Here is a 21,045-nt window from a genome sequence, read left to right as displayed (position 1 = left end):
TTTAATATAAGCAAAGAATGTGTAATGATGTGAAAATTTAATGTAAAGTGAAAGACAGGAGGGATGTTAAATGAAAATTGTAATTTTTGGTGCGACAGGACGAACGGGTAGTGAAATCTTAAGCAGAGCGTTAAAGAACGGACATGAAGTAAAGGCATTTGTACGTACGCCCGAGAAATGTGAGCCGCATGAAAGGTTAATCTTGGTTCAAGGGGATGTACGAAATGCCGATGAAGTGAAGCGTGTAATTGAAGGTGCTGACGCTGTAGTTAGCGCGCTTGGAACAGATAAAACGACTACGTTGACGGAATCAATACCGTTGATTATAGATGGAATGACAGAGCATGGGGTTAAAAGAATTGTAACAATTGGTACAGCAGGTATCTTACAAAGTCGGAATGAATCTTCTCAACTGCGATATCAATCGAAGGATTCTAATCGTAAACTGACATTCGCAGCGGAGGAACACCATAAAGCGTTCGACTTATTACGTAATTCTGCACTAGATTGGACAATTGTTTGTCCTACGTATTTACCCGATGGGGAAGCCGTAGGAAACTATCGCACGGAAAGAGACTTTCTACCGATTGATGGGAAAGAAATTTCTACGAAGGATACAGCGGCGTTTGCTTATGATGAGTTGATCAAAAAAGAGCATATTGGTTATCGTGTGGGAATTTCCTATTAATGATAGATTAACGATTATTATTACAACTAATTGAATCGTTAGACCTGAAGTAAGAGAAAGAGTCCATAACATTTCCTGTTTACTGTGGTATAGTAGGTTAATAGAACCCTAGGTAGTTGGGGAAGGGACTTGGTAATCTGATGGGATGGTCTTTGAAAAAACTAATTCAGATTGTGGCGATGTTGGCAATTGTTTTAACCTTTTTAACGAGTACAACAGTCGGCTATCGCGTGAACAAGCAGGCCTTAATCGATTCTACTTTGGGGACAAATAAAGCTTATGCTGAAAAACTAGCTTCCACAACAAACACTTATTTACGTGAAACGCTTAAAATATTGCAAGTGAATTCTGAAGAAGTCCTGTCATTGATTGCGCAGCCTGATTCTCAACTACAATTGAATGGGATAGTGGAACGAATTAGAACGCAGACAAGTACGTTTAACTCCGTTGTTATTGTCTCTCCAGAAGGAATTGTACAAGGTGTATCACCTTCGAGTCTGAACTTAATCGGTGAAAAGCTGACATCTGTTGGTGCAAAGCAAGCTATTGAAGAGAAAAGATCAATAATTTCACAACCGTACGTGTCAACCACTGGAGAATTGATTGTGTTCATCAGTGTACCGCTATTTTCGGAAAATGGTACATACAGAGGGATTTTAGGTGGAGCTATCTATCTTAATAAACCGAATGTTTTGGAGAAAGTTTTGGGTGTTCACTTCACTGAAAATGGTTCGTATGTCTATGTTGTAGATAAAAAAGGATCACTCATCTATCATCAACACGGGAAACGTATGAAAGATGACGTTTCAGAAAATGAAGTAGTGAAAAAAGTAATAACAGGTATAAATGGTTCCCAGCAGTTCGTCAACACAAAAGGAATTCCTATGCTTGCGGGATATGCCTATGTGCCAATTGCTGACTGGGGTATCATATCGCAACGCCCAGTTAGTGTGGCGGTATCCCCTGCCAAAAGCATGGTGGTAGAGATGGCATGGAAGTCCTTGCCTTTACTATTGCTGGCATTTTTCTTAGTACGCTATTTGTCGAAGAAAATTGCAATGCCATTACAAAGATTGGCTTATTATACTGAGTCTAGTCCGGAAGTTGATCAGAAGGAGAAGATGGAAACTGTCTCTGATTGGTATTATGAAGCGAGGCAGCTAAAAGGTGCCGTGTTGTATAGTATTGATTATTTCAAGAATGAAATGAACTATTTCATTCACCAATCCACGACAGATCCGCTGACGAAGTTGACGAATCGGCGGACGATGGATGATTTCATGAAACAATGGGTAGAGGAAAAGAAACCGTTTGCTTTAGTGATTTTTGACATCGATAAGTTTAAACGAGTAAACGATCGATACGGTCACGTGGTAGGCGATGAAGTGTTAGTTTACTTAGCAGATCTTATGCAGAATGCAGCTAGAAAAGGTGATATCTGCTGTCGCTATGGTGGGGAAGAATTTGTGATCTTACTGCCTAAAGCTGACAAAGCCACTGCTTATCAAGTGGCGGAACGTTTGCGTGAAAAGCTAGAAGGTACTGTCAGTCCGTGTGGAGAAATTGTAACGATTTCAGCCGGAGTCGCTACGTATCCACTAGATGCAGTTTACCCAGCCCAGATTATTGAACTAGCAGACCAATGCCTGTATCAAGCAAAACGTACGGGTCGCAATAAAACAATCGTAGTTTCCGATGAACCTCGGCATGAGTAAGATATGCCGCGGTTTTCTTGATTGGAAAGATATTCAAAGGAGAGGGTTCGATGGACGAACAAGTAATGGATAAGCGTCTGCATATCAAAACAGCTGGTATGCGTGAATGGGTTCATCAGCTGGCGCATTATAATCGCTATGAGGCTACGCCATATGAAGGTCTGGACTATTTGTTTGCTAATCATGAGATCTTGAAAAATGGTAGCTTAATTGATTTTGGTTGTGGTAAAGGGAGGGTACCTATTTATGTGCAATCTCTTTATTTTCTGGATACAATTGGGATTGAAATGAGTAGCGTACTCTATCAAGATGCTATGAATAATTTAATGGATTATCGGCAGGCTTTTCCAAAGAAGAAAGGTAAGATCTCGTTTGAATGTATATTAGCAGAACGTTATAAAATTCCATCAGATGCTGCTACGTTCTACTTTTTCAATCCTTTTTCAATAGAAATATTCCGATCCGTCATCCGCAATATTGTCCTGTCTTTGCGAGACACACCACGTTCAGCTGAAATCATTTTGTATTACCCTACTACGGCTTATAAACTATTTCTACAAGGTCATCCATCGTTCGAAATGGTAGCACGAATCCCCATTACACATCTGCAAGTACATGATGAAAATGAACTATTCCTAGTGTATACATACAAACAGTCCTGAAGCATGTGATCAGGGCTGTTTGTATTCAAAGTAAAAGAAAGCGGATAGAATACCGTTTCACTGCGCTACATGCGGAAGCGTTGGCCAATCCAGAAGATCAGTTCCATTAATAATGCCGCAAGAATACCTACTAGTAAACCGCTAGAAAGCAATGGTTGTACAAGTTCTGGTAGGGAAGCGAAGACGTCTGCTGGCAACGTCATGATTGACAGACCTAGCAATGCGGGAAGGGCTACACGGTAAATAGTCTTTGGCTCAAATGTCAGTCCTTCGATGTTGCGCAATGCCGAACGGAATAACTGTAAATAGGCTACGAATAGTACCGTATTCCCTACACTTTGTGGAATGGTAGAGAAGAATGCGCTTAAAGGTGGTATAAGGCCAAGGCTGATGAACAGAATGGAACCGATGAAGAAAGGTGTGCGCTCTTTAATTCCACTTGACTGCAAAAAGCCAATCGATGAAGCATAGGGTGCGTAAGGTACAACTCCGAGTGCACCTGCTCCAACATTTAATCCGCCTGTAATGAAGAAGGACATTTTGTATTGCTTCTTTGTCGTTTCTTTTTCATAAATATCTTCCGCACCTTTTAACGTTGCAATGGTATTTGTCGTATTGAGTAGTCCTGTAATGATAACCATAATGACAATTCCGATTTCAAATGTCGGTTCTCCCCAAGGAAACCACTGAATAAAAGGTGTTGTTTTAATCGTCTCTGTTGCTTCTTGTGGGAAAATCAAAACCGCGCTAATCCAGCCAACGGTCATACCAATGAGTAGATTCAAGCTGCTAATAATCCCTTTTCCTTTTACGTGTACTAAGATCGTCAATGCAGCTAAAGCGAATGAAAACAATGTCGTAGATAAACTTATGTACTCACCATCATTAAGACCAATCATACCTTTTAAGAAGATTGTAATTAATTGATTGGCTAATAATAATAAAAATACGAACATCACTGCAGGTGTAAACCATTTTTTCAGTATTTCACCCATGCCAAGCAGACCTAACACGGCAACAAGAACGCCAGAAATCATCGCGCCGACTGCGATACTGCCGCCGACTGTCGTTAGACTTAACCCCATTGCACTCGCAGTACCTGCTAAACTAAGTACCACACCCCACCATAATCCCGATTGTCCTTCCATCAGTGCCAAACGATGGCCCAATATACCTTGTAAGAGACAAGCTATTCCGGTATAAATGAAGGAGCGTTGTATTGCAGAGACGATTTCAATTTGCTCTAAATCAAAGGCTGTACCTACTGAAATCGGAATGACGACAGTATTAGCAAACATGAAAAACAGCCATTGAAATCCTGCTAACGCGGTGACAGAATACCGCATTTGATTTGTTGCCAATTACATCACCTCTTGTGAAAGTCCTTTGCTAACATTTTATTTATCTAAAATGTTAGAATACAGTGAAGACTATAGCATACTAGTACGAGAATTAATAACGTTTCTTTCTGAAGGAGACTCAATATATCATTATCAAATAGAATAAAAAACCTAGAGAATAGTAACATTCGCTAGGTTTTTCTGTTTATTTATAGTAAATACTTTTCAGTAAGTTTGTAATTTCATGACATGGCAGTGGTCGCGAATAAAGGAACCCTTGAGCTTCATCACATTTAAGTGCCTTTAAGAATTCAGCTTGCTCCTCGGTTTCAACTCCTTCAGCGATGACTCGTAAGTGTAAATTTTTAGCCAAATCAATAATGGCTTTGACAATTACAGAATTCGTACTCAATTCTCTGATGAAAGATTGATCTATTTTCAAATGGGTAATTGGAAATTTACTTAAATGATTTAAGGACGAATAACCTGTCCCAAAATCATCAATACTTGTGTTGACTCCAATTTCCCGAATTTCTTGTAGGATTCTCTGGCAATAATCTACATCCGATGTCATGCTCTCCGTAATTTCGATATTTAAATACTGCGGTTGTAATCCGGTCTTTAGCAGTGTATTTTTTAAATCTGAAATAAAGGTTGGACTCTTAAACTGGCGTAACGATACATTGACACTCATTTGAATTGGGGGATACCCAAAATCTTGCCATTCCTTTGCTTTTTTACAAGCTGTCTCTAATACCCACAAACCAATCGGTAGTATAATACCTGTCTCTTCTGCGATGGGGATGAATTTTCCTGGTGAAATCATTCCGCGTGAAGAGTGATCCCAGCGTAAAAGTGCTTCTACACCATTTATTTCTCCAGTTTCAAAGTTTAGTTGTGGTTGGTAGTGGAGAGTCAATTCTTCTTTCGTTAGTGCTTGTCTTAGCTCCATTTCGATCAATGTCCGTTCCATTAAATCGTTATATAGTTCTACAGTGAAAAATTGATAGGTACTTTTCCCAGATTGCTTTGCCAAGTACATAGCGGAGTCTGCATTACGAATGAGAGTGTCATAGTCTTTTCCGTCTTCAGGGAACATGCTAATTCCAATGCTTGGTGCGATAAATATCTCTAAATTATTAATAAGGAAGGACTTTGATACTTCTTCGACGATTCGCTTTGCTATTAATTGAACGCCTACTTTGGTAGTGGACGTACATAGAATGATGAATTCATCACCGCTGAGTCGAGCGACTAGACCACATTGTCGGACGAGTAATTTTAATCGTTCACCGACTGCCTTTAGTAGTTGGTCACCAACATAATGACCCATCGAATCGTTGATGTTCTTAAAGCGATCTAAATCAATAAAAAGTAAGGCAAAGGGGTCATTAGATTTAGCCCTTTTATCAATTAGATCTTCGACTGTTTGCTTCAGTAAGCGTCTATTTGGAAGCCCGGTCAAATGATCGTGAAACGCCATATGTTCTACAAGTTTCTCGGCTTTTTTTCTGTCTGAAATATCGATTGCAGTTCCAACAACTTCTACTACACGTCTTTCTTCTAAAATAGGAGAAAGATAGACGAGGAAGGTGTAGGACATGTACTCGAATTCAAACTGTGAACTGCGGCCTAACAAACCTTCTAACAACTGTCTTTTAAAATTAGGTAAATCCGAATCTTCGTTAAATGCCAATTGATTAAGTGTGTCGGTGGTCATACCTAGTTTTTTAACAATTTTTCCTTCAAGTAATGTAATGTTAATGTTCTTATTTTCATCAAAGGAATATTTGAAAATAGCATTTTGTAGATTTTTAACGGTAGTATTAAAATCATTCTTAAGTGCTATTTCTAAAGAACTTTCAGCTGCTTTATGTGAGGTGACGTCCTGTCGAATAGCAATGTATTGGAATGGCTCTCCGTCGAGTCCTATAAATGGAACAATCGTTGTATTCACCCAATAATAGTCACCTAGCTTCGACAAGTTTCGAATATTGCCGCGCCAAACTCTTCCCGAACTAATGGTACGCCACATCTCCTTGAAAAAACTTATAGGATGGGTTCCTGAATTGACCACGCGGTGTGTATTGCCTATGAGTTCGTCTCGTGAGTATTTGGAAAGTTGGCAGAATTGGTCGTTGACATATGTGATTACACCCTGTGCGTTGCAGATTGCTACAACAGCTGCTTCGTCTAGTGCATACTTGAAGTTATGGAGGTCATTGCGTGTTTTTGCAAATTCATGTGAGACGAGCTTAGAATCTGTGATATCAATACCGAGTGATAAGTAATGAGTCAATTGTCCAATAGGATCGTAAATAGGAACAATCGTAACATCCAACCAATACTTTTGACTATACTTTGAAAATATACACACAGTCTCTTGATACACTTTATGTACAGCGAAGTGTTCTTTCAATACGTTAAGAGTATCTGCAATTAGTCGTTCTTTATTTAGCAGTTCCAACGTACTTCCTATTAATTCATCTTTTCTATAGCCAGTCAACTCGCAAAAGTTCTGATTGACATAGGTCAGTCTGCCGTGTAAATCAATAAGAGATAAACAGAACGATTCTTCAAATAAGGTAGATAAAGATGGATTGAATGTAGATGTGTGAAAAGACATCAAACTAACTTCCTCTCTCAAGACATCTGTTTATTTATAGTATGATAGTTTCAGTGATCGTCTAACCTTTTAAAATATATTTTAAAATGATGAATAAATCATATGCTATAGACTTTTCGGATAATTATATCACAGGGAGAGAGAGTATTGAACTAGTCAGATGGAAAAATTAAGTATTTATGAATAGGAAAGTCATCAAATAAAGAAGGGGCTGTGACATTACTAGAAAAAAGTCCGTTCCCCTGCGGTTCTGTATCTTAAAAAATACGTTTATAAATGCGTAGTCAAAAAAATGCAAGAAGGCGAATTAGTCCTTCATGCATTTAGAGGTTTTGTCCCATCCTCACTACTATCTTTTAGGTTCGTAATGTAATAGTTGAAATAGTTTCTGGCGCTCTGCATCTGTCAGTTCCCGCCACTCACCAATCGCCAAATCATCCAATTCGATATTAAGAATCCGTACGCGTTGTAGACGGTTAATATGATAGCCTAGTGCTGCACACATTCGACGGATTTGTCGATTTAAGCCTTGTTTTAAGATAATAGAAAATGTTCGGGGGCCAAGTTTAGTAACTGTACACGGTTTGGTCACGGTATCAAGAATCTTTACACCACTCTCCATTTGTTTAATGAAGGATTCAGTAATCGGGCTATCCACAGTAACAATATATTCCTTTTCATGTCCGTGTTCTTCTCGTAAGATTTCATTGACAATATCACCATCATTCGTCAATAACAGTAGACCGTCTGAATCTTTGTCCAATCTACCTATATGGAAAATACGTAGTGTGTGATTAATGAAATCGACTACATTGCCTTTGATGTGACGCTCAGTGGTGCTTGTTATGCCAACAGGTTTGTTGAGCATGATATAAACAAGTTTCTCTTCTTGTTGTATGAGTTTCCCGTCTACTACCACTTCGTCACCTAGTTCTACTTTACTGCCAAGCTCCGCAAGTTGTCCGTTAATTTTGATACGACCGTCTGCAATCCATTGATCGGCTCCTCGTCTTGATACAATACCTGCTCCACTTAAAAATTTATTGATACGCATATAAACTCTCCTTCCGAACTTGTCTCAATATGTTGATTATAACATTTCACTATAATAAGATGTTGACATTAAAGATTCTGCGTATTAAGATAAATGTAATAACTAGAGGGACAGAAGATTTCGATAGCGGAGTCGTCCACGTTAGCTGAGATGAGATAGTTGAGAAGAGAATAGTGAAAAGATATGAATAAGAAGAGTAACGATTGAACGTGCTTTCTAGAGAGTCAGTGGATGGTGCAAACTGATACACGACAGTCGTGAATGGACTTATGGCAGCTGTTTTAATTAAAACAGACGTTGGCCTGCGTTAAGGGCAGTGTGAGAACACATAAAGTGGAAGGGCTTCGACTCTTCAATTTGAGGTGGCAACGCGGTTATTAATCGTCCTCTGCAACAGGCTAAATAGGTCTGTCTGCAGAGGGCTTTTTATATTTTATTGAGAGTATGGTGTCTATAGATGATAGAGAAGAGGAGAATGGATATGATGACAGAAAAGAAGAGCTTACGCGTAACGACAAGAAAGATTGATGGGGATTCCTTAACACCGATCCTGATTTTTAGAAGACTGAAAGGGAATCATAAGTTTTTGCTGGAAAGTTCTTCTCAAGCAAGTGGTTCTGGACGTTACTCATTCATCGGACTCAATCCTCAAAAAGCCTATCGCGGACGGGACGGTGTAGTAGAAGAAATCGTTTATTCTACGGATAAAACATATAGACATGAAGGCGATTTATATACATTACTGAAACGTTTGATGCCTCGTATTACAGAAGATGCAGGGTTCCCGTTCACAGGTGGAGCGGTTGGCTATGTAGGATATGGAGCAGCACGTAACGGTGAAAAACGTACAGCAGATGATCTGAATGTTCCAGATGTCTACTTCAATATTTACGATACAGTCGTAATTTATGATCATAAATTACATGAAGTAACGTTGCTTCATACAGAGATTAATCCAGTCTACGAAGCACCAGACTTAGATGAAATTGAAGATATGATCGTAAACGGTTCAGTAGATCAGGAAGAGGAAGTATCCATTTCTGATTATCGGTGCGCAATTTCAAAAGAAGAATTTGAACGCCGTGTGCAGATTGTTATCGATGCAATTAAAGAAGGGCAAGCTGAGCAAGTGGTATTATCCCGTCGTTTCGAAGCGGATATCACAGGTGATCCATTCGCACTTTACCGTAGGTTGCGTCGACGCAATCCATCTCCGTATATGTACTACATGGAATTTGAAGATCATACAGTGATCGGCACATCACCTGAAAGTCTTGTACGCGTTACAGGAGACAAAGTATTGACGAACCCAATCGCAGGAACGCGTAGAAGAGGGCGCGATGAAGCGGAAGATCAAGCGCTTGAAAAAGAGTTGCGCAACGATCCGAAAGAATTGTCCGAGCACGATATGCTAGTAGAAGTAAGCAAAAAAGAACTAGAACAAATTTGTCGCCCAGAAACGATTGAAGTAGCAAATTACTTAGAAACGGTACGGTACGAGCACGTCATGCATCTAGTTTCTGTAGTAGAAGGCGATTTAGCACCTGGATTACATGCACTTGACGCACTGAAGGCGACATTGCCAGCGGGAACTGTAACAGGCTCCCCTAAACCAGCAGCTATGACGATTATCGACGAACTAGAAGATCAGCATCGCGGAATTTACGGAGGCGCAATCGGCTATATCGGCCTAAATGGTAATATCGACTTTGCACTCACAATCCGTACGATGTTAGTCAAAGACGGCAAAGCATACGTCCAAGCAGGAGCTGGCGTAGTAGAAGCTTCTGTTCCAGCATTGGAATATAAAGAAACATCAAATAAAGCCCGGTCCTTGCTCGAAGCAACCGAACCGGCAAAGTAATCTATAGGGTATTTTTCAGACGAGAAGAGGAGAGATGAGCGTGGAAAAGTATATAAGCATAGTAGAGAAAAATGGTCACCTCATGTACGAGGAAATGAAACATGTAGCTGAATTGCTATTTAATGAAGAAACAAATGAAGAGCAAATCATACAATTTCTAAACGCCCTGTCTAAAAAAGGTGAAACCTCTCATGAAGTCGCTGCCTTAGCAGCCGTCATGAAATCATACGCAATCGATTTAACACCAGCATCCGCTCGATATTTAGATAACTGTGGAACAGGTGGAGATGGTGTTAATACATTTAATATCAGCACAACCGCTGCATTCGTTTTAGCGGGTGCAGGCGTACAAGTCGCTAAACACGGCAACCGGAAAATTTCCAGTGCAGCAGGAAGTCAGGACGTTCTTGATGCGCTCGGTATTCATTCAGACTATCAAACGACAGATATGCAGCGATTGCTTGAACAAGAAGGGATTGCCTTCTTATTCGCACCAGCTATTCATCCGAAAATGAAGCGCATCGGTGCTATTCGTAATAAAATTGGTAAACCGACGATCTTTAACTTGGTTGGACCTCTGACGAATCCAGTATCACTAGAGACACAATTCACGGGAATTAACCGACCAGACTTCATCATGGAATATGCATCTGTGTTGAGAATGCTTGGACGTGAAAGAGCGATCGTAGTGAGCGGTGCTGGTGGAATGGACGAAGCATCCCTTGCAGGTCAAAACGAATTTGTACTACTCGATCATGGAGATCTGATTCCGTTTTCATTAACTGCGGATGATGTAGGTTTGGAGTACGCACCACTATCCGCTATAAAAGGTGGAGACGCAGTAGAGAACGCAGCGACCACACGAGCAATTTTGAATGGCGAACGTGGTCCGAAGTTTGATACAGTCGTTTTGAATGCAGGTATTGGTTTGTTTGCGAATGGTCAAGTGGCAACGATTCAAGAAGGTGTCAAGCGCGCGACGGATAGCATCTTATCCGGAAGAGCATTAGAAAAATTAGAAGCCGTCATTGCATTTAGTGAAATGATTCGGCAGAAGGCGGTTACCCAATGACGATTTTAGATAGAATTATTGCGCAGAAGAAAATAGAAGTAGAAAAACTACTAGCGGATAAAACGGTATTTCCTGAAAAAGAACTGACGCGTCCTTCACTTTATACTACGTTGCGAAAAGCCCAGCAATTGCAAGTGATTTCAGAGATGAAACGTGCATCACCTTCTAAAGGATTGATTGCTGAAGGTGCAAATCCAGTTAAACAAGCAACAGCATACTATGAAGCGGGTGCTGCATGTATATCTGTTTTGACAGATTATGAGTTTTTCAAAGGTTCGTTTGAAGACTTGGCTGCAGTTGCAGAAGCTGTGCCGATTGCGTTGCTTTGTAAGGACTTTATGATTCATGAAATACAGATTGATCAAGCGAAAAGTGCTGGCGCGTCCGTTATTTTATTAATTGTTGCAGCATTAGATGACAAAACCCTTGGTAGATTGTATACGTATGCCAATGAACAAGGACTGGATGTACTTGTAGAAGTTCATAATGTGGAAGAATTACATCGCGCACTGGCGATTGATGCGAAAATTATTGGTGTCAATAACCGTGATTTGCATACATTTGAAGTAGATTTGGCGCAGACGGAGCTAATTGCAGCACAGTTCCCGTTCGATGAAGAACGTGTTTTCATTAGTGAAAGTGGAATTTGGGGACCTGCAGACGCGGAACGTGCAGCGAAGGCTGGAGCGAGTGCCGTGCTAGTTGGAGAATCATTAATGCGTAGTGACTCAGTGAAAGAAGCGCTACAGTCTCTTAAAGTGGCAAAGCAAGGAATTCGTTCATGACCCGAGTAAAGATTTGCGGATTGTCGAAACTAGAACATGTAAAGGCTGCTGTGGATGCGGGAGCAGATGCGATCGGATTTGTATTTGCACAGAGCAGTCGTGAAGTGACGATTGAGCAAGCGCAGTCACTTGCGTCAACTATTCCGAACACGGTGTTGAAAATTGGTGTATTTGTGGATGCGTCGAAGGAACAGCTACAGAAAACATTTAAAGAAGTGCCGCTCGATTACATTCAGTATCACGGAGATGAATCACCAGAGTTCATTCGCGAAGTAGGTTTGCCGTCGATTAAGGCATTGTCTATCGCGAGTGAAGACGATGTGAAACGCGCAGCTACCTACGATGTGGATTATTATTTATTTGATACACCGGGTGTGGAATACAAAGGCGGTAGCGGGAAGACGTTTGACTGGTCTTTGTTAGAAAACGCAGGTGTTACGCGTGAGCAAATGATTTTAGCGGGCGGCTTGCATGCGGATAATGTGCAACAAGCCATCGCACAAGTGCATCCGTATATGGTTGATGTATCTAGCGGAGTGGAAATTGATAAGCAAAAAGATAGTGAACGTATTCATACATTTATTCAACTAGCGAAGGGCAGGAGTGGTACAGATGGCAACGACAGAAACTAAAGGCCGTTTTGGTAGATTTGGTGGGCAATTTGTTCCCGAGACATTGATGACAGCATTGCAAGAATTAGAAGTAGCATACGAAAAAGCACAGCAAGATCCTGCATTTAAAGCAGAATTAGACCATTACTTAAAAGACTTCGTTGGCCGACAGACACCGTTGTTTTTTGCGGAGCGTCTAACGAAATATGCCGGTGGTGCAAAGATTTACTTGAAGCGTGAAGACTTGAATCATACAGGCGCACATAAGATCAACAACTCATTGGGACAAGCATTACTTGCGATTCGTATGGGCAAAAAGAAAATTGTTGCAGAAACAGGCGCGGGTCAACATGGCGTGGCAACAGCTACAGCTTGTGCATTATTAGGCCTTGAGTGCATCGTATTCATGGGGAAAGAAGACGTTCGCCGTCAAGAATTGAACGTTTTCCGTATGGAGCTACTTGGTGCAAAAGTGGTTTCTGTCGATAAAGGCGCAGGCACGTTGAAGGACGCGGTCAATGAAGCGTTGCGTTACTGGGTTTCGAACGTAGAAGACACGCATTATATTCTCGGATCAGCACTCGGCCCCCATCCGTTCCCACAAATCGTTCGTGATTTCCAACGTGTCATCGGTGTTGAAACGCGTCAGCAAATCGTAGCACAAGAAGGTCGTCTGCCAGATGCAGTCGTCGCATGTATCGGTGGCGGTAGTAACGCAATCGGTATGTTCCACCCATTCGTTGAAGATGAAGACGTTAAATTATACGGAGTCGAAGCTGCAGGAAGTGGTATTTCTTCCGGTAAGCACGCGGCAGCGATTGCGGGTAAACAAGAAGGCGTTTTGCATGGTGCGTATATGTACGTACTACAAGATGAGGATGGTTTCATTAAAGAAGCTCATTCCATCTCGGCAGGTTTAGACTATCCAGCAGTAGGACCTGAACATTGTCATTTACATGATATTAAGCGTGTGCAGTATGATTCCGTAACGGATCAGCAAGCACTTGAAGGCGTACAGTTATTATCTCGCATAGAAGGGATCATCCCTGCTCTTGAAAGTGCGCATGCCGTCTATTATGCTGTGCAATTGGCGAAAAAGATGAAAGAAGACGAAGTACTCGTCATCTGTTTATCTGGTCGTGGGGATAAAGACGTTCAAACGATACGCGATGCGTTAGGAGGACAAGCATAATGACTAAACAACAAGTAGAACAAGCGATTATGGCGTGCAATGAACGTGGTGACAAAGCTTTCGTTCCATATATTATGGCGGGCGATGGTGGGCTTGAGACATTGAAGAAGAATATTTTATTCCTTCAAGAAGCGGGCGCTACTGCAATTGAAGTAGGTATTCCGTTTTCTGATCCAGTAGCGGATGGCGAAGTGATCCAGCGAGCGGGTGAGCGTGCGTTGGCTAAAGGTGTTACGCTTCGTAAAGTGATGAATGAACTCGCTACATTCAAAGATCAAGTCACAGTTCCCCTTGTCATCATGACGTATTTGAATCCTGTACTAAGCTACGGATTACAAGTAATTGCAGCGGATTGTGAAAAGAGCGGTGTATACGGTTTAATCATTCCGGATCTTCCCCTTGAAGAGAGTGGGATCCTAAAAGACGCGTTGAAAGATTCTGACGTGGCGTTAATCCAACTCATTTCTTTAACAAGTCCGGCTGAACGGATCGAAGCAATCGCTAAAGCGGCAGAAGGCTTCATCTATGCAGTGACAGTTAACGGCATTACTGGTGTCCGTTCTTCATTCACTGAAGGATTGGAAGGTCATTTGCAACGGTTAAAAGCAGCAAGTTCCGTTCCAGTACTTGCAGGTTTCGGAATTTCAACACCTGAACAAGTACAAAATCTAGGTGCATTAGCAGACGGCGTAATTGTGGGAAGTGCCATCGTTACATCATTGCACGAAAATGACTTGTCGACAATCAGCACATTGATCAATGCATCAAAGAACACAGTTTCTAAAATATAATGACAGACCGAATAACTGATGAATTTCAGTTGTTCGGTTTTTTTGTGTTTTTGAGTAAAGTCGGATATGTGAAAATTCCATTAACGAGAAAGGCGGTATTACAAAAATTTAGAATATATGGTAAGTTAGTTATAAATAAAATGTACTAGTAGGAGTGATTTCTTGGGAAAGGTATTAGGGTTAGATATCGGAATTTCGTCTGTAGGTTGGGGAATTATTGAATCTGAAAGTGGAGAAATAGTAGACGCGGGTGTCAGATTGTTTGAAGAAGCATCAAGGAATGCTAATGAAGAGAGAAGGGGTTTTAGGGGATCGCGACGTTTGAAACGCCGTCGTACACATAGACTAGATCGCGTGAAAAAACTTCTTTATGAAAATGGTTTTCCTTTAGAAGGTATAGGGGAAATTAATCCATACGAGGCTAGGAAATCCGCAATCTATCATGAGGTTTCAAAAGAAGAGTTAGCTGCAGCAATCTTTCATATTGTCAAACGTCGGGGGGTAGTTCTTGATATACCGGATACGGACGAGAGTTTGGGCGATGAACTTTCGACTAAGGAACAGCTATCGAGAAATAGTAAGTTACTGAAAGAAAAGTTCATCTGCGAAATACAGATTGAGCGTTCGAAAAGTGGAATTGAAAAGATTAGAAATCATGAAAACCGCTTTACTACTGCGGATTATATTCGTGAATTGAATGCAATATTAAACAATCAAAAAAAATATCATGTAGAGTTAACCGATTCTTTGATTGATGAAATAGTGGAGATAGTCGAGAAACGTAGAGCGTACTATGAAGGGCCGGGCTCGGATAAATCGCCAACATCCTATGGAAGTTATTTTATTGATAAAAATGGGCAGCTTCAGTATGTTTCTATGATAGATAAGATGAGAGGGAAGTGCACTTACTTCCCCGATAAAGATAGAATTCCCAAAATGTCTTATACGGCAGACTTATTTGATCTATTAAATGGTGATTTGAACAAATTGCAAATAGATGGTGAATATTTGTCTAAAGAAGATAAAGAGTTTTTGGTAGAGAACTACATTAACAAAGGAAAGAATATTACGTTACCTCAAATATTAAAATATAAGAATGCTGTACCAGATGCATTAGTAAGTGGATACCGGATTAATATGAAGACGGGTAGTCCTTTGTTCACAGAGTTTAAAGGGTTTAAACTGATCTTGAAAATCGTGAAAGAAAAAAGTTTACCCACAGATTTATTGAATAATATTGATGTAATGGACGAAATGGTGAATATTTTAACAGCTGAAAAGTCTTATTCGAGACGAGAGGAACAACTGCATGAACTGTTAGGATACTATGATAATCCGGATCGTCAAAGAATTATTGACGCATTTAAAGAAACCGTAGAATTTGTAGGGTATCATTCGCTATCTAAAAAAGCAATGAAGCTGATAATGGAAGATCTATGGTGTACGAATAAAAACCAAATGGAATTGTATAGTGAATTAAAGATGGAGCAAAAGCGCTTGGAAAAATTGACTAGCACAAAAAATATTATGTTTGATGGAGACGCAATTTTAAGCTCGGTCGCAAAAAGAGCTCATCGTGAAACGATAAAAATAGTGAATGAAGCTAGGCGGAAGTATGGGGAATTTGATTCCATCATTGTGGAAACCGCACGAGAGAAGAATAGTGAAGATGAAAGAAAACAATATAGCGCATTCCAAAAAGAAATTGGCAAATTTGAAAAGCGAATGGCAGGTATATTGGGAGTATCGGAACTAAAAGATTTACGGTTAAACGGTAAACAGCATTTAGCACTTAAATTATGGGATGCGCAAGATGGCAAGTGTTTGTATTCAGGGAAAACGATCATTGCCAACGAAATTGTTTCAAACTTTTCTTTGTTTGAAATTGATCATATCATTCCGGTATCTATATCATTCGATGATAGTCAGTCAAACAAGGTACTATGCTATCATTCGCAAAACCAGAAAAAAGGACAGCGAACACCGTATCAATACTTATCAAGTGGCGAAAGTGAACGATCATTTGATGCATTTAAAATAGAAGTGTTGAACCTATTTAAAGGGAAAAAGATTAATGGAAAGAAGAAGGACTACTTTTTAGAAGTGCGAGATGTGAAAAGAAATGAAGAACTTCAAAGACAATTTATCAATAGAAACTTAATAGATACTCAGTATGCGATGAGAAGCTTCTCTACTAACTTACGTACCTATTTCCAAGTGAACGACATAGAAACAACAGTCTTATCTATACGTGGTGCGTTTACAGCTGCTATACGTCGAAGGGCCCGTATTAAAAAAGATCGGAATAGCGGACATGCTCACCATGCGATTGATGCATTGATTGTGGCGGCAATAGGCAAACTACCGGTTTTTGAACTGTTTAGAGAATTTGATATGAATGACCAGGGGGTAATATTTGAAAAAAGTACAGGAGAAATTTTACCGGGAGACGACTTTTTTAATGGTAAAATGATTAGATTTTTCCGTGGACTCATAAACTACGAATCACAAATTAAGTATTCTCATAAAGTGGATCGCAAAGCTAATCGAGCAATGTCAAATCAAACGATTTACGGAACTAGAAAAGACGGTGACGATGTATATTGCTTAGCTAAATATAAAAATATCTATAGGTTGGATAAGGGGGCCGTCGCACCTGTCCTCAAAAGAATAGAGAAAAATCCAGAAAGCTTTTTGATTGCGAAACATAATCCAGAGTTATTTAATTTAATTCAGAAAATAGTTAAGGAATATGGAAAATCAGATAATCCATTTAAGGCCTACTATGATGAACATGGCTATATTTTAAAAGACGGTAAAGTTCCAGTGAAGCATTTAAGGTACTATGACAATAAATTAGGTGTTCATATGAATATAACTGATAACTATCCGAATGCTAAAAATGAAGTTGTTCTTCTTAAAGTTAAAGGAGTAAGAGTAGATTTATACAGGAATGTTGAAGGGAAATACAAATATGTAGGTGTGCCTTATTATTGGTTCAAAACTGTCGGTGATCAGTTAATATTAGATATGGAAAGATATGAAACAGAATTGAAAAAGGATTATAAAAAGATCGATGAAACATATGAATTTCAATTAAGCCTATATAAGAATGATTTATTTAGCTATGAAAAAGATGGAGAGTTAGTCGAAAGAGTATTTAGAGGGGATGCCAATCCAAGGCAAAATAAAATAGAGAGTGAATACGTTTATAAGATAAGAGAAAGAGAAAATAGATCAGCTGGGATTCTTTCCCCGTCAACTATTTCGAATGTAATAAAGTATAATGTAGACGTTTTAGGCAATCGATATAAGGTACAAAAAGAAAAATTTAATATCTATTTACAAAAATGAAATAATCTGTTATATTGTAAATACGATGAATGCATTCATCGTCCTATACCGAAAGCTGGGAGAACCTATCGAAACAAGGGTTTATCCCGAACTCAGCCCCACTTTATGTGGGGCTTTTTCTATTTCTACGAATAAAACACTTCTAAACAGTCAATAACTCAATAGAAGGAGGAGATTCTATTGAGTTGGCGAGTGATTTATATAGCAGAAGCAGAAGAAATGAAATTGTATTTGGATAATCTGAAGGTTATTAAAGATCAACAGGAAATACTGATCCCTTTATCTGATATTCATACAATCGTGGTAGATAATGTACGCACGGTTGTGACAGGAAGACTAATGAATAAGCTCACAGAATATCATATCTTACTCATATTTTGTGATGAAATGCACAATCCAAATTTATTTTGTCTAGGATTATATAGTCATTATAGGGTGTATGGAGTGCTTAGAAAACAATTAACCTGGGAAGATCAATTAAGAGAAGAAATGTGGAGCAAAATACTGCGAATCAAGATTAATAATCAAAACTCTGTCCTGAAATATTTAAAAAGAGATGCTGAAGTGATTGCTAGAATGAGAAGTCTAGCAGAGGGTGTTATTCCTAATGATGCCACAAACCGTGAGGGTGTAGCAGCTAGCATTTATTTTAAAGAATTGTTTGGTACCGACTTTACTAGAAAAAGAAACGCGCTTGATACGTATAATGCAGCATTAAATTATGGATATATTGTATTACGCTCTTGTGTTGCACGCACTGTCGTTTCTTATGGGCTTCATCCGGCCTATGGGATTGGCCATCGCAATCAGTTCAATGCTTTTAATTTAGTGGATGACTGTATGGAAGTGTTTCGTCCAGTGATAGATTTATGGGTGGCAATGACTGTCAAAGATGAGGAATATTTAACTGTTGAAATGAAGCAAAATCTAATCGCACGTTTAAATGCTAAGATTCGTATCGGGGGACAGAATCAAACGGTATTGAACGCAATCGATCTATATATTCAGTCCTTTATTAAGGCGATGAATGATCAAGAAATTGAAAAGCTCCTCTATCCTGAAGATGGCATCGCCATATAGAATCATGAGACTACTTTTATTCTTTGATCTCCCGATGGTCACGAAAGAAGAACGAAGGGTCTATGCAAAGTTCCGTAAGTATCTCATAAATAACGGCTTTTCGATGTTGCAGTTTTCTGTATACGCTAAAATCTTTCCAAATCGCACAGCGTTAGTTCAGTATACACAAGGGTTGAAAAGAAATATGCCTATAAAAGGTTCGATTCGAATCATGGCAGTCACTGAAAAGCAATATGAAAGAATGGAGATTCTTGTTGGTGGAAAAACGATACAAGAAGAGGTCATCACGGAAGAAACGTTGGTGATTCTATGAGAGTATGGAATATTAAAGATGACGACTATGCATACGATATTGATCTAGATCAATGTACTATATTAAAAGGCCAGCATATGATTTGGCATAATATAGTGCGGAGTATTGATAGTTATTTTAATAATCGGTTCTCTGATGTGCAGATTACTGAAGACACGCAACCAATTAATAAAAAAGATTGGAATTGTTATCTCATCCCATATGATTTTAAAGTAGAAACAGAGAGGATTACAGCAAAATCACCTTTAAATAGTTTACTAACGACATATGTAACTGAACTTGGGTTATCGCCATCTTTCTTTGAGTTACAAGAAGTGTGGAGTGAGGTACAGGAAGAATGCTATTTTGCTAATAAGTTGCTAGAGCCATATGAACTTCATGCTGAAATTAGAAACTTTGAAGAGAAAGACTTAAAGAGTTTTATTTCATTCAAAACAAATCAAAAATCAATTTCGCCACTGGATAATAAAATGATGTTGCTTCGGTTTATTCAGAAAGAAGCGATGAATAAACAAACGCTAATTTTAATTGAATTACCGGAAGTATATTCTACAAAAATGCAACTAGAAATATTAATGAATGAAATAAATGCCATGCGGCTAAAAGGAATTCATTTTATAATCATTACTAATGAACTTTCACTTAGCGCAAGAAAAAACTTCATCGTCAGTAATGAAGTTTTCAATGAAAGTGCAATTGAATCGGTGAAACGTGAAGTGTTATTAGATATCCCAAGCGGAGCGGAAGGGCAAGATTTTATCCAAGCGAAAGAGCAGTTACTAACGATTGTGGATAACTATCCAGAATGTGACTTATTTAAGTTAATTAGCTACAGCGAAGAGCAAACTATTCAGCTCTTGATGTATATGATTTTAAGGAAGCTAAGTATTCATGAAACCATTGATATGATAGGGTTTCCTGAAAATATTGTGAAATTTATGAGCAGCTATTAGTAATCAGAATCCTTTGTGTTATACTGAAGGAGGTAGTTTCGGTACTCTTTCAGTTTTCGGTATAGGAAAACTACGATTACGTTTAAGTTTGAAGGCAACGTGTTTCGGTACTCTTTCAGTTTTCGGTATAGGAAAACGCGCCGGCATAGTCGCCCTCGAGGTTTACGGTTTCGGTACTCTTTCAGTTTTCGGTATAGGAAAACCATCGCTCGTAGCGTCCATTAAGGCGTATCGTTTCGGTACTCTTTCAGTTTTCGGTATAGGAAAACAAGCATGCTCGACCTGTGTTACCGGCTGTGTTTCGGTACTCTTTCAGTTTTCGGTATAGGAAAACAGTTCTAGCGTTTGCGGATAACATTCGCGGTTTCGGTACTCTTTCAGTTTTCGGTATAGGAAAACTTGCGCGTCAATGTCCGCAGTGAAACGTTTGTTTCGGTACTCTTTCAGTTTTCGGTATAGGAAAACTAATACCATCTAACATATAAAGCGTACTAAGTTTCGGTACTCTTTCAGTTTTCGGTATAGGAAAACGATGACACGTTGACGACGCTGGGCGGGACGGTTTCGGTACTCTTTCAGTTTTCGGTATAGGAAAACTTACGAGGGGCTGATTATATGACGAAACCAGTTTCGGTACTCTTTCAGTTTTCGGTATAGGAAAACCACGACCCAACTACATGAGTAGCTTATGCGGTTTCGGTACTCTTTCAGTTTTCGGTATAGGAAAACAGAAGCCGCAACTCACACCGCAACAACAGGGTTTCGGTACTCTTTCAGTTTTCGGTATAGGAAAACCTGACAGAGAAAAGAATTCGTTCGTTGGAGGTTTCGGTACTCTTTCAGTTTTCGGTATAGGAAAACTTATTGACGCGAAACGGATTGAATTAGACGGTTTCGGTACTCTTTCAGTTTTCGGTATAGGAAAACAGAAGCCGCAACTCACAC

General features: G+C 39.5%; 16 protein-coding genes, 1 CRISPR repeat array and 1 other annotated feature. Of the genes, 13 read left to right on the top strand and 3 right to left on the bottom strand.

What is annotated here, in order from left to right; translation table 11 throughout:
* Nucleotides 1-70: 70 nt before the first annotated feature.
* From CSV79_RS07705 to CSV79_RS07695, 3 genes are all read left to right on the top strand, one after another.
* Entirely contained in the window at nt 71-688 is a 618-nt protein-coding gene (locus CSV79_RS07705; protein WP_099688464.1) for an NAD(P)-dependent oxidoreductase, read from the top strand.
* 152 nt (nt 689-840) lie between these two features.
* Complete coding sequence (locus tag CSV79_RS07700; RefSeq protein ID WP_233201398.1) at nt 841-2,403, top strand: sensor domain-containing diguanylate cyclase; 1,563 nt, start codon at nt 841-843, stop codon at nt 2,401-2,403.
* Between the two features lie 50 nt (nt 2,404-2,453).
* Nucleotides 2,454-3,065, top strand: coding sequence for an SAM-dependent methyltransferase (locus tag CSV79_RS07695; protein ID WP_099688462.1), 612 nt, complete (start codon nt 2,454-2,456; stop codon nt 3,063-3,065).
* Between the two features lie 65 nt (nt 3,066-3,130).
* On the opposite strand, the gene CSV79_RS07690 is transcribed toward CSV79_RS07695, so the two are convergent.
* From CSV79_RS07690 to CSV79_RS07680, 3 genes are all read right to left on the bottom strand, one after another.
* Nucleotides 3,131-4,426, bottom strand: coding sequence for a uracil/xanthine transporter (locus tag CSV79_RS07690; RefSeq protein WP_233201397.1), 1,296 nt, complete (start codon nt 4,424-4,426; stop codon nt 3,131-3,133).
* A gap of 184 nt (nt 4,427-4,610) precedes the next feature.
* On the bottom strand, nt 4,611-7,031 hold the full coding sequence (locus tag CSV79_RS07685; RefSeq protein WP_099688461.1) for a bifunctional diguanylate cyclase/phosphodiesterase: 2,421 nt from the start codon (nt 7,029-7,031) through the stop codon (nt 4,611-4,613).
* Between the two features lie 349 nt (nt 7,032-7,380).
* Nucleotides 7,381-8,085 (bottom strand): pseudouridine synthase, encoded by a 705-nt coding sequence (locus CSV79_RS07680; RefSeq protein WP_099688460.1) that lies wholly within the window; start codon nt 8,083-8,085, stop codon nt 7,381-7,383.
* A 174-nt stretch (nt 8,086-8,259) separates the two neighbouring features.
* Nucleotides 8,260-8,477, top strand: a binding site (T-box leader).
* Between the two features lie 89 nt (nt 8,478-8,566).
* Between CSV79_RS07680 and CSV79_RS07675 the strand changes: the two genes are divergently transcribed.
* The 10 genes from CSV79_RS07675 to CSV79_RS07630 all read left to right on the top strand — a co-directional run bounded on the left by CSV79_RS07675 (nt 8,567) and on the right by CSV79_RS07630 (nt 20,100).
* A complete protein-coding gene (locus CSV79_RS07675; RefSeq protein WP_233201396.1) occupies nt 8,567-9,949 on the top strand; it encodes an anthranilate synthase component I family protein in 1,383 nt (460 codons plus the stop codon).
* 34 nt (nt 9,950-9,983) lie between these two features.
* Nucleotides 9,984-11,021, top strand: a complete 1,038-nt coding sequence (trpD, locus tag CSV79_RS07670; protein WP_099688458.1) for an anthranilate phosphoribosyltransferase — start codon at nt 9,984-9,986, stop codon at nt 11,019-11,021.
* Complete coding sequence (gene trpC, locus CSV79_RS07665) at nt 11,018-11,806, top strand: indole-3-glycerol phosphate synthase TrpC (protein ID WP_099688457.1); 789 nt, start codon at nt 11,018-11,020, stop codon at nt 11,804-11,806. The genes trpD and trpC overlap by 4 nt, the downstream gene beginning before the upstream one ends.
* Nucleotides 11,803-12,438 carry a phosphoribosylanthranilate isomerase gene (locus CSV79_RS07660; protein WP_099688456.1) on the top strand — a complete coding sequence of 212 codons (636 nt, stop codon included), beginning with the start codon at nt 11,803-11,805 and terminating at the stop codon, nt 12,436-12,438. Before trpC ends, CSV79_RS07660 begins: the two co-directional genes overlap by 4 nt.
* Nucleotides 12,419-13,609: a tryptophan synthase subunit beta gene (gene trpB / locus CSV79_RS07655; RefSeq protein WP_099688455.1), complete on the top strand. Its 1,191-nt coding sequence runs from the start codon at nt 12,419-12,421 to the stop codon at nt 13,607-13,609. Before CSV79_RS07660 ends, trpB begins: the two co-directional genes overlap by 20 nt.
* Complete coding sequence (gene trpA, locus CSV79_RS07650) at nt 13,609-14,400, top strand: tryptophan synthase subunit alpha (protein WP_099688454.1); 792 nt, start codon at nt 13,609-13,611, stop codon at nt 14,398-14,400. Before trpB ends, trpA begins: the two co-directional genes overlap by 1 nt.
* Before the next feature lie 162 nt (nt 14,401-14,562).
* Nucleotides 14,563-17,754, top strand: coding sequence for a type II CRISPR RNA-guided endonuclease Cas9 (cas9, locus tag CSV79_RS07645; protein WP_158232490.1), 3,192 nt, complete (start codon nt 14,563-14,565; stop codon nt 17,752-17,754).
* Between the two features lie 180 nt (nt 17,755-17,934).
* Complete coding sequence (gene cas1, locus CSV79_RS07640) at nt 17,935-18,834, top strand: type II CRISPR-associated endonuclease Cas1 (protein WP_099688452.1); 900 nt, start codon at nt 17,935-17,937, stop codon at nt 18,832-18,834.
* A 4-nt stretch (nt 18,835-18,838) separates the two neighbouring features.
* The gene (cas2, locus tag CSV79_RS07635; RefSeq protein ID WP_099688451.1) at nt 18,839-19,147 is read left to right on the top strand and encodes a CRISPR-associated endonuclease Cas2; all 309 of its coding nucleotides are present in this window, start codon (nt 18,839-18,841) and stop codon (nt 19,145-19,147) included.
* Nucleotides 19,144-20,100 (top strand): hypothetical protein, encoded by a 957-nt coding sequence (locus CSV79_RS07630; RefSeq protein ID WP_099688450.1) that lies wholly within the window; start codon nt 19,144-19,146, stop codon nt 20,098-20,100. Before cas2 ends, CSV79_RS07630 begins: the two co-directional genes overlap by 4 nt.
* Nucleotides 20,101-20,135: 35 nt before the next feature.
* Nucleotides 20,136-21,027: a CRISPR direct-repeat array (repeat unit 36 nt; unit sequence GTTTCGGTACTCTTTCAGTTTTCGGTATAGGAAAAC).
* Nucleotides 21,028-21,045: the final 18 nt, after the last annotated feature.

It is taken from the genome of Sporosarcina sp. P13 (assembly GCF_002743055.1).
In the GTDB taxonomy this organism is placed as follows: domain Bacteria; phylum Bacillota; class Bacilli; order Bacillales_A; family Planococcaceae; genus Sporosarcina.
The sequence above is the reverse complement of the archived record's forward strand: the minus strand, read 5'-3'. Positions and strand labels throughout refer to the sequence as shown.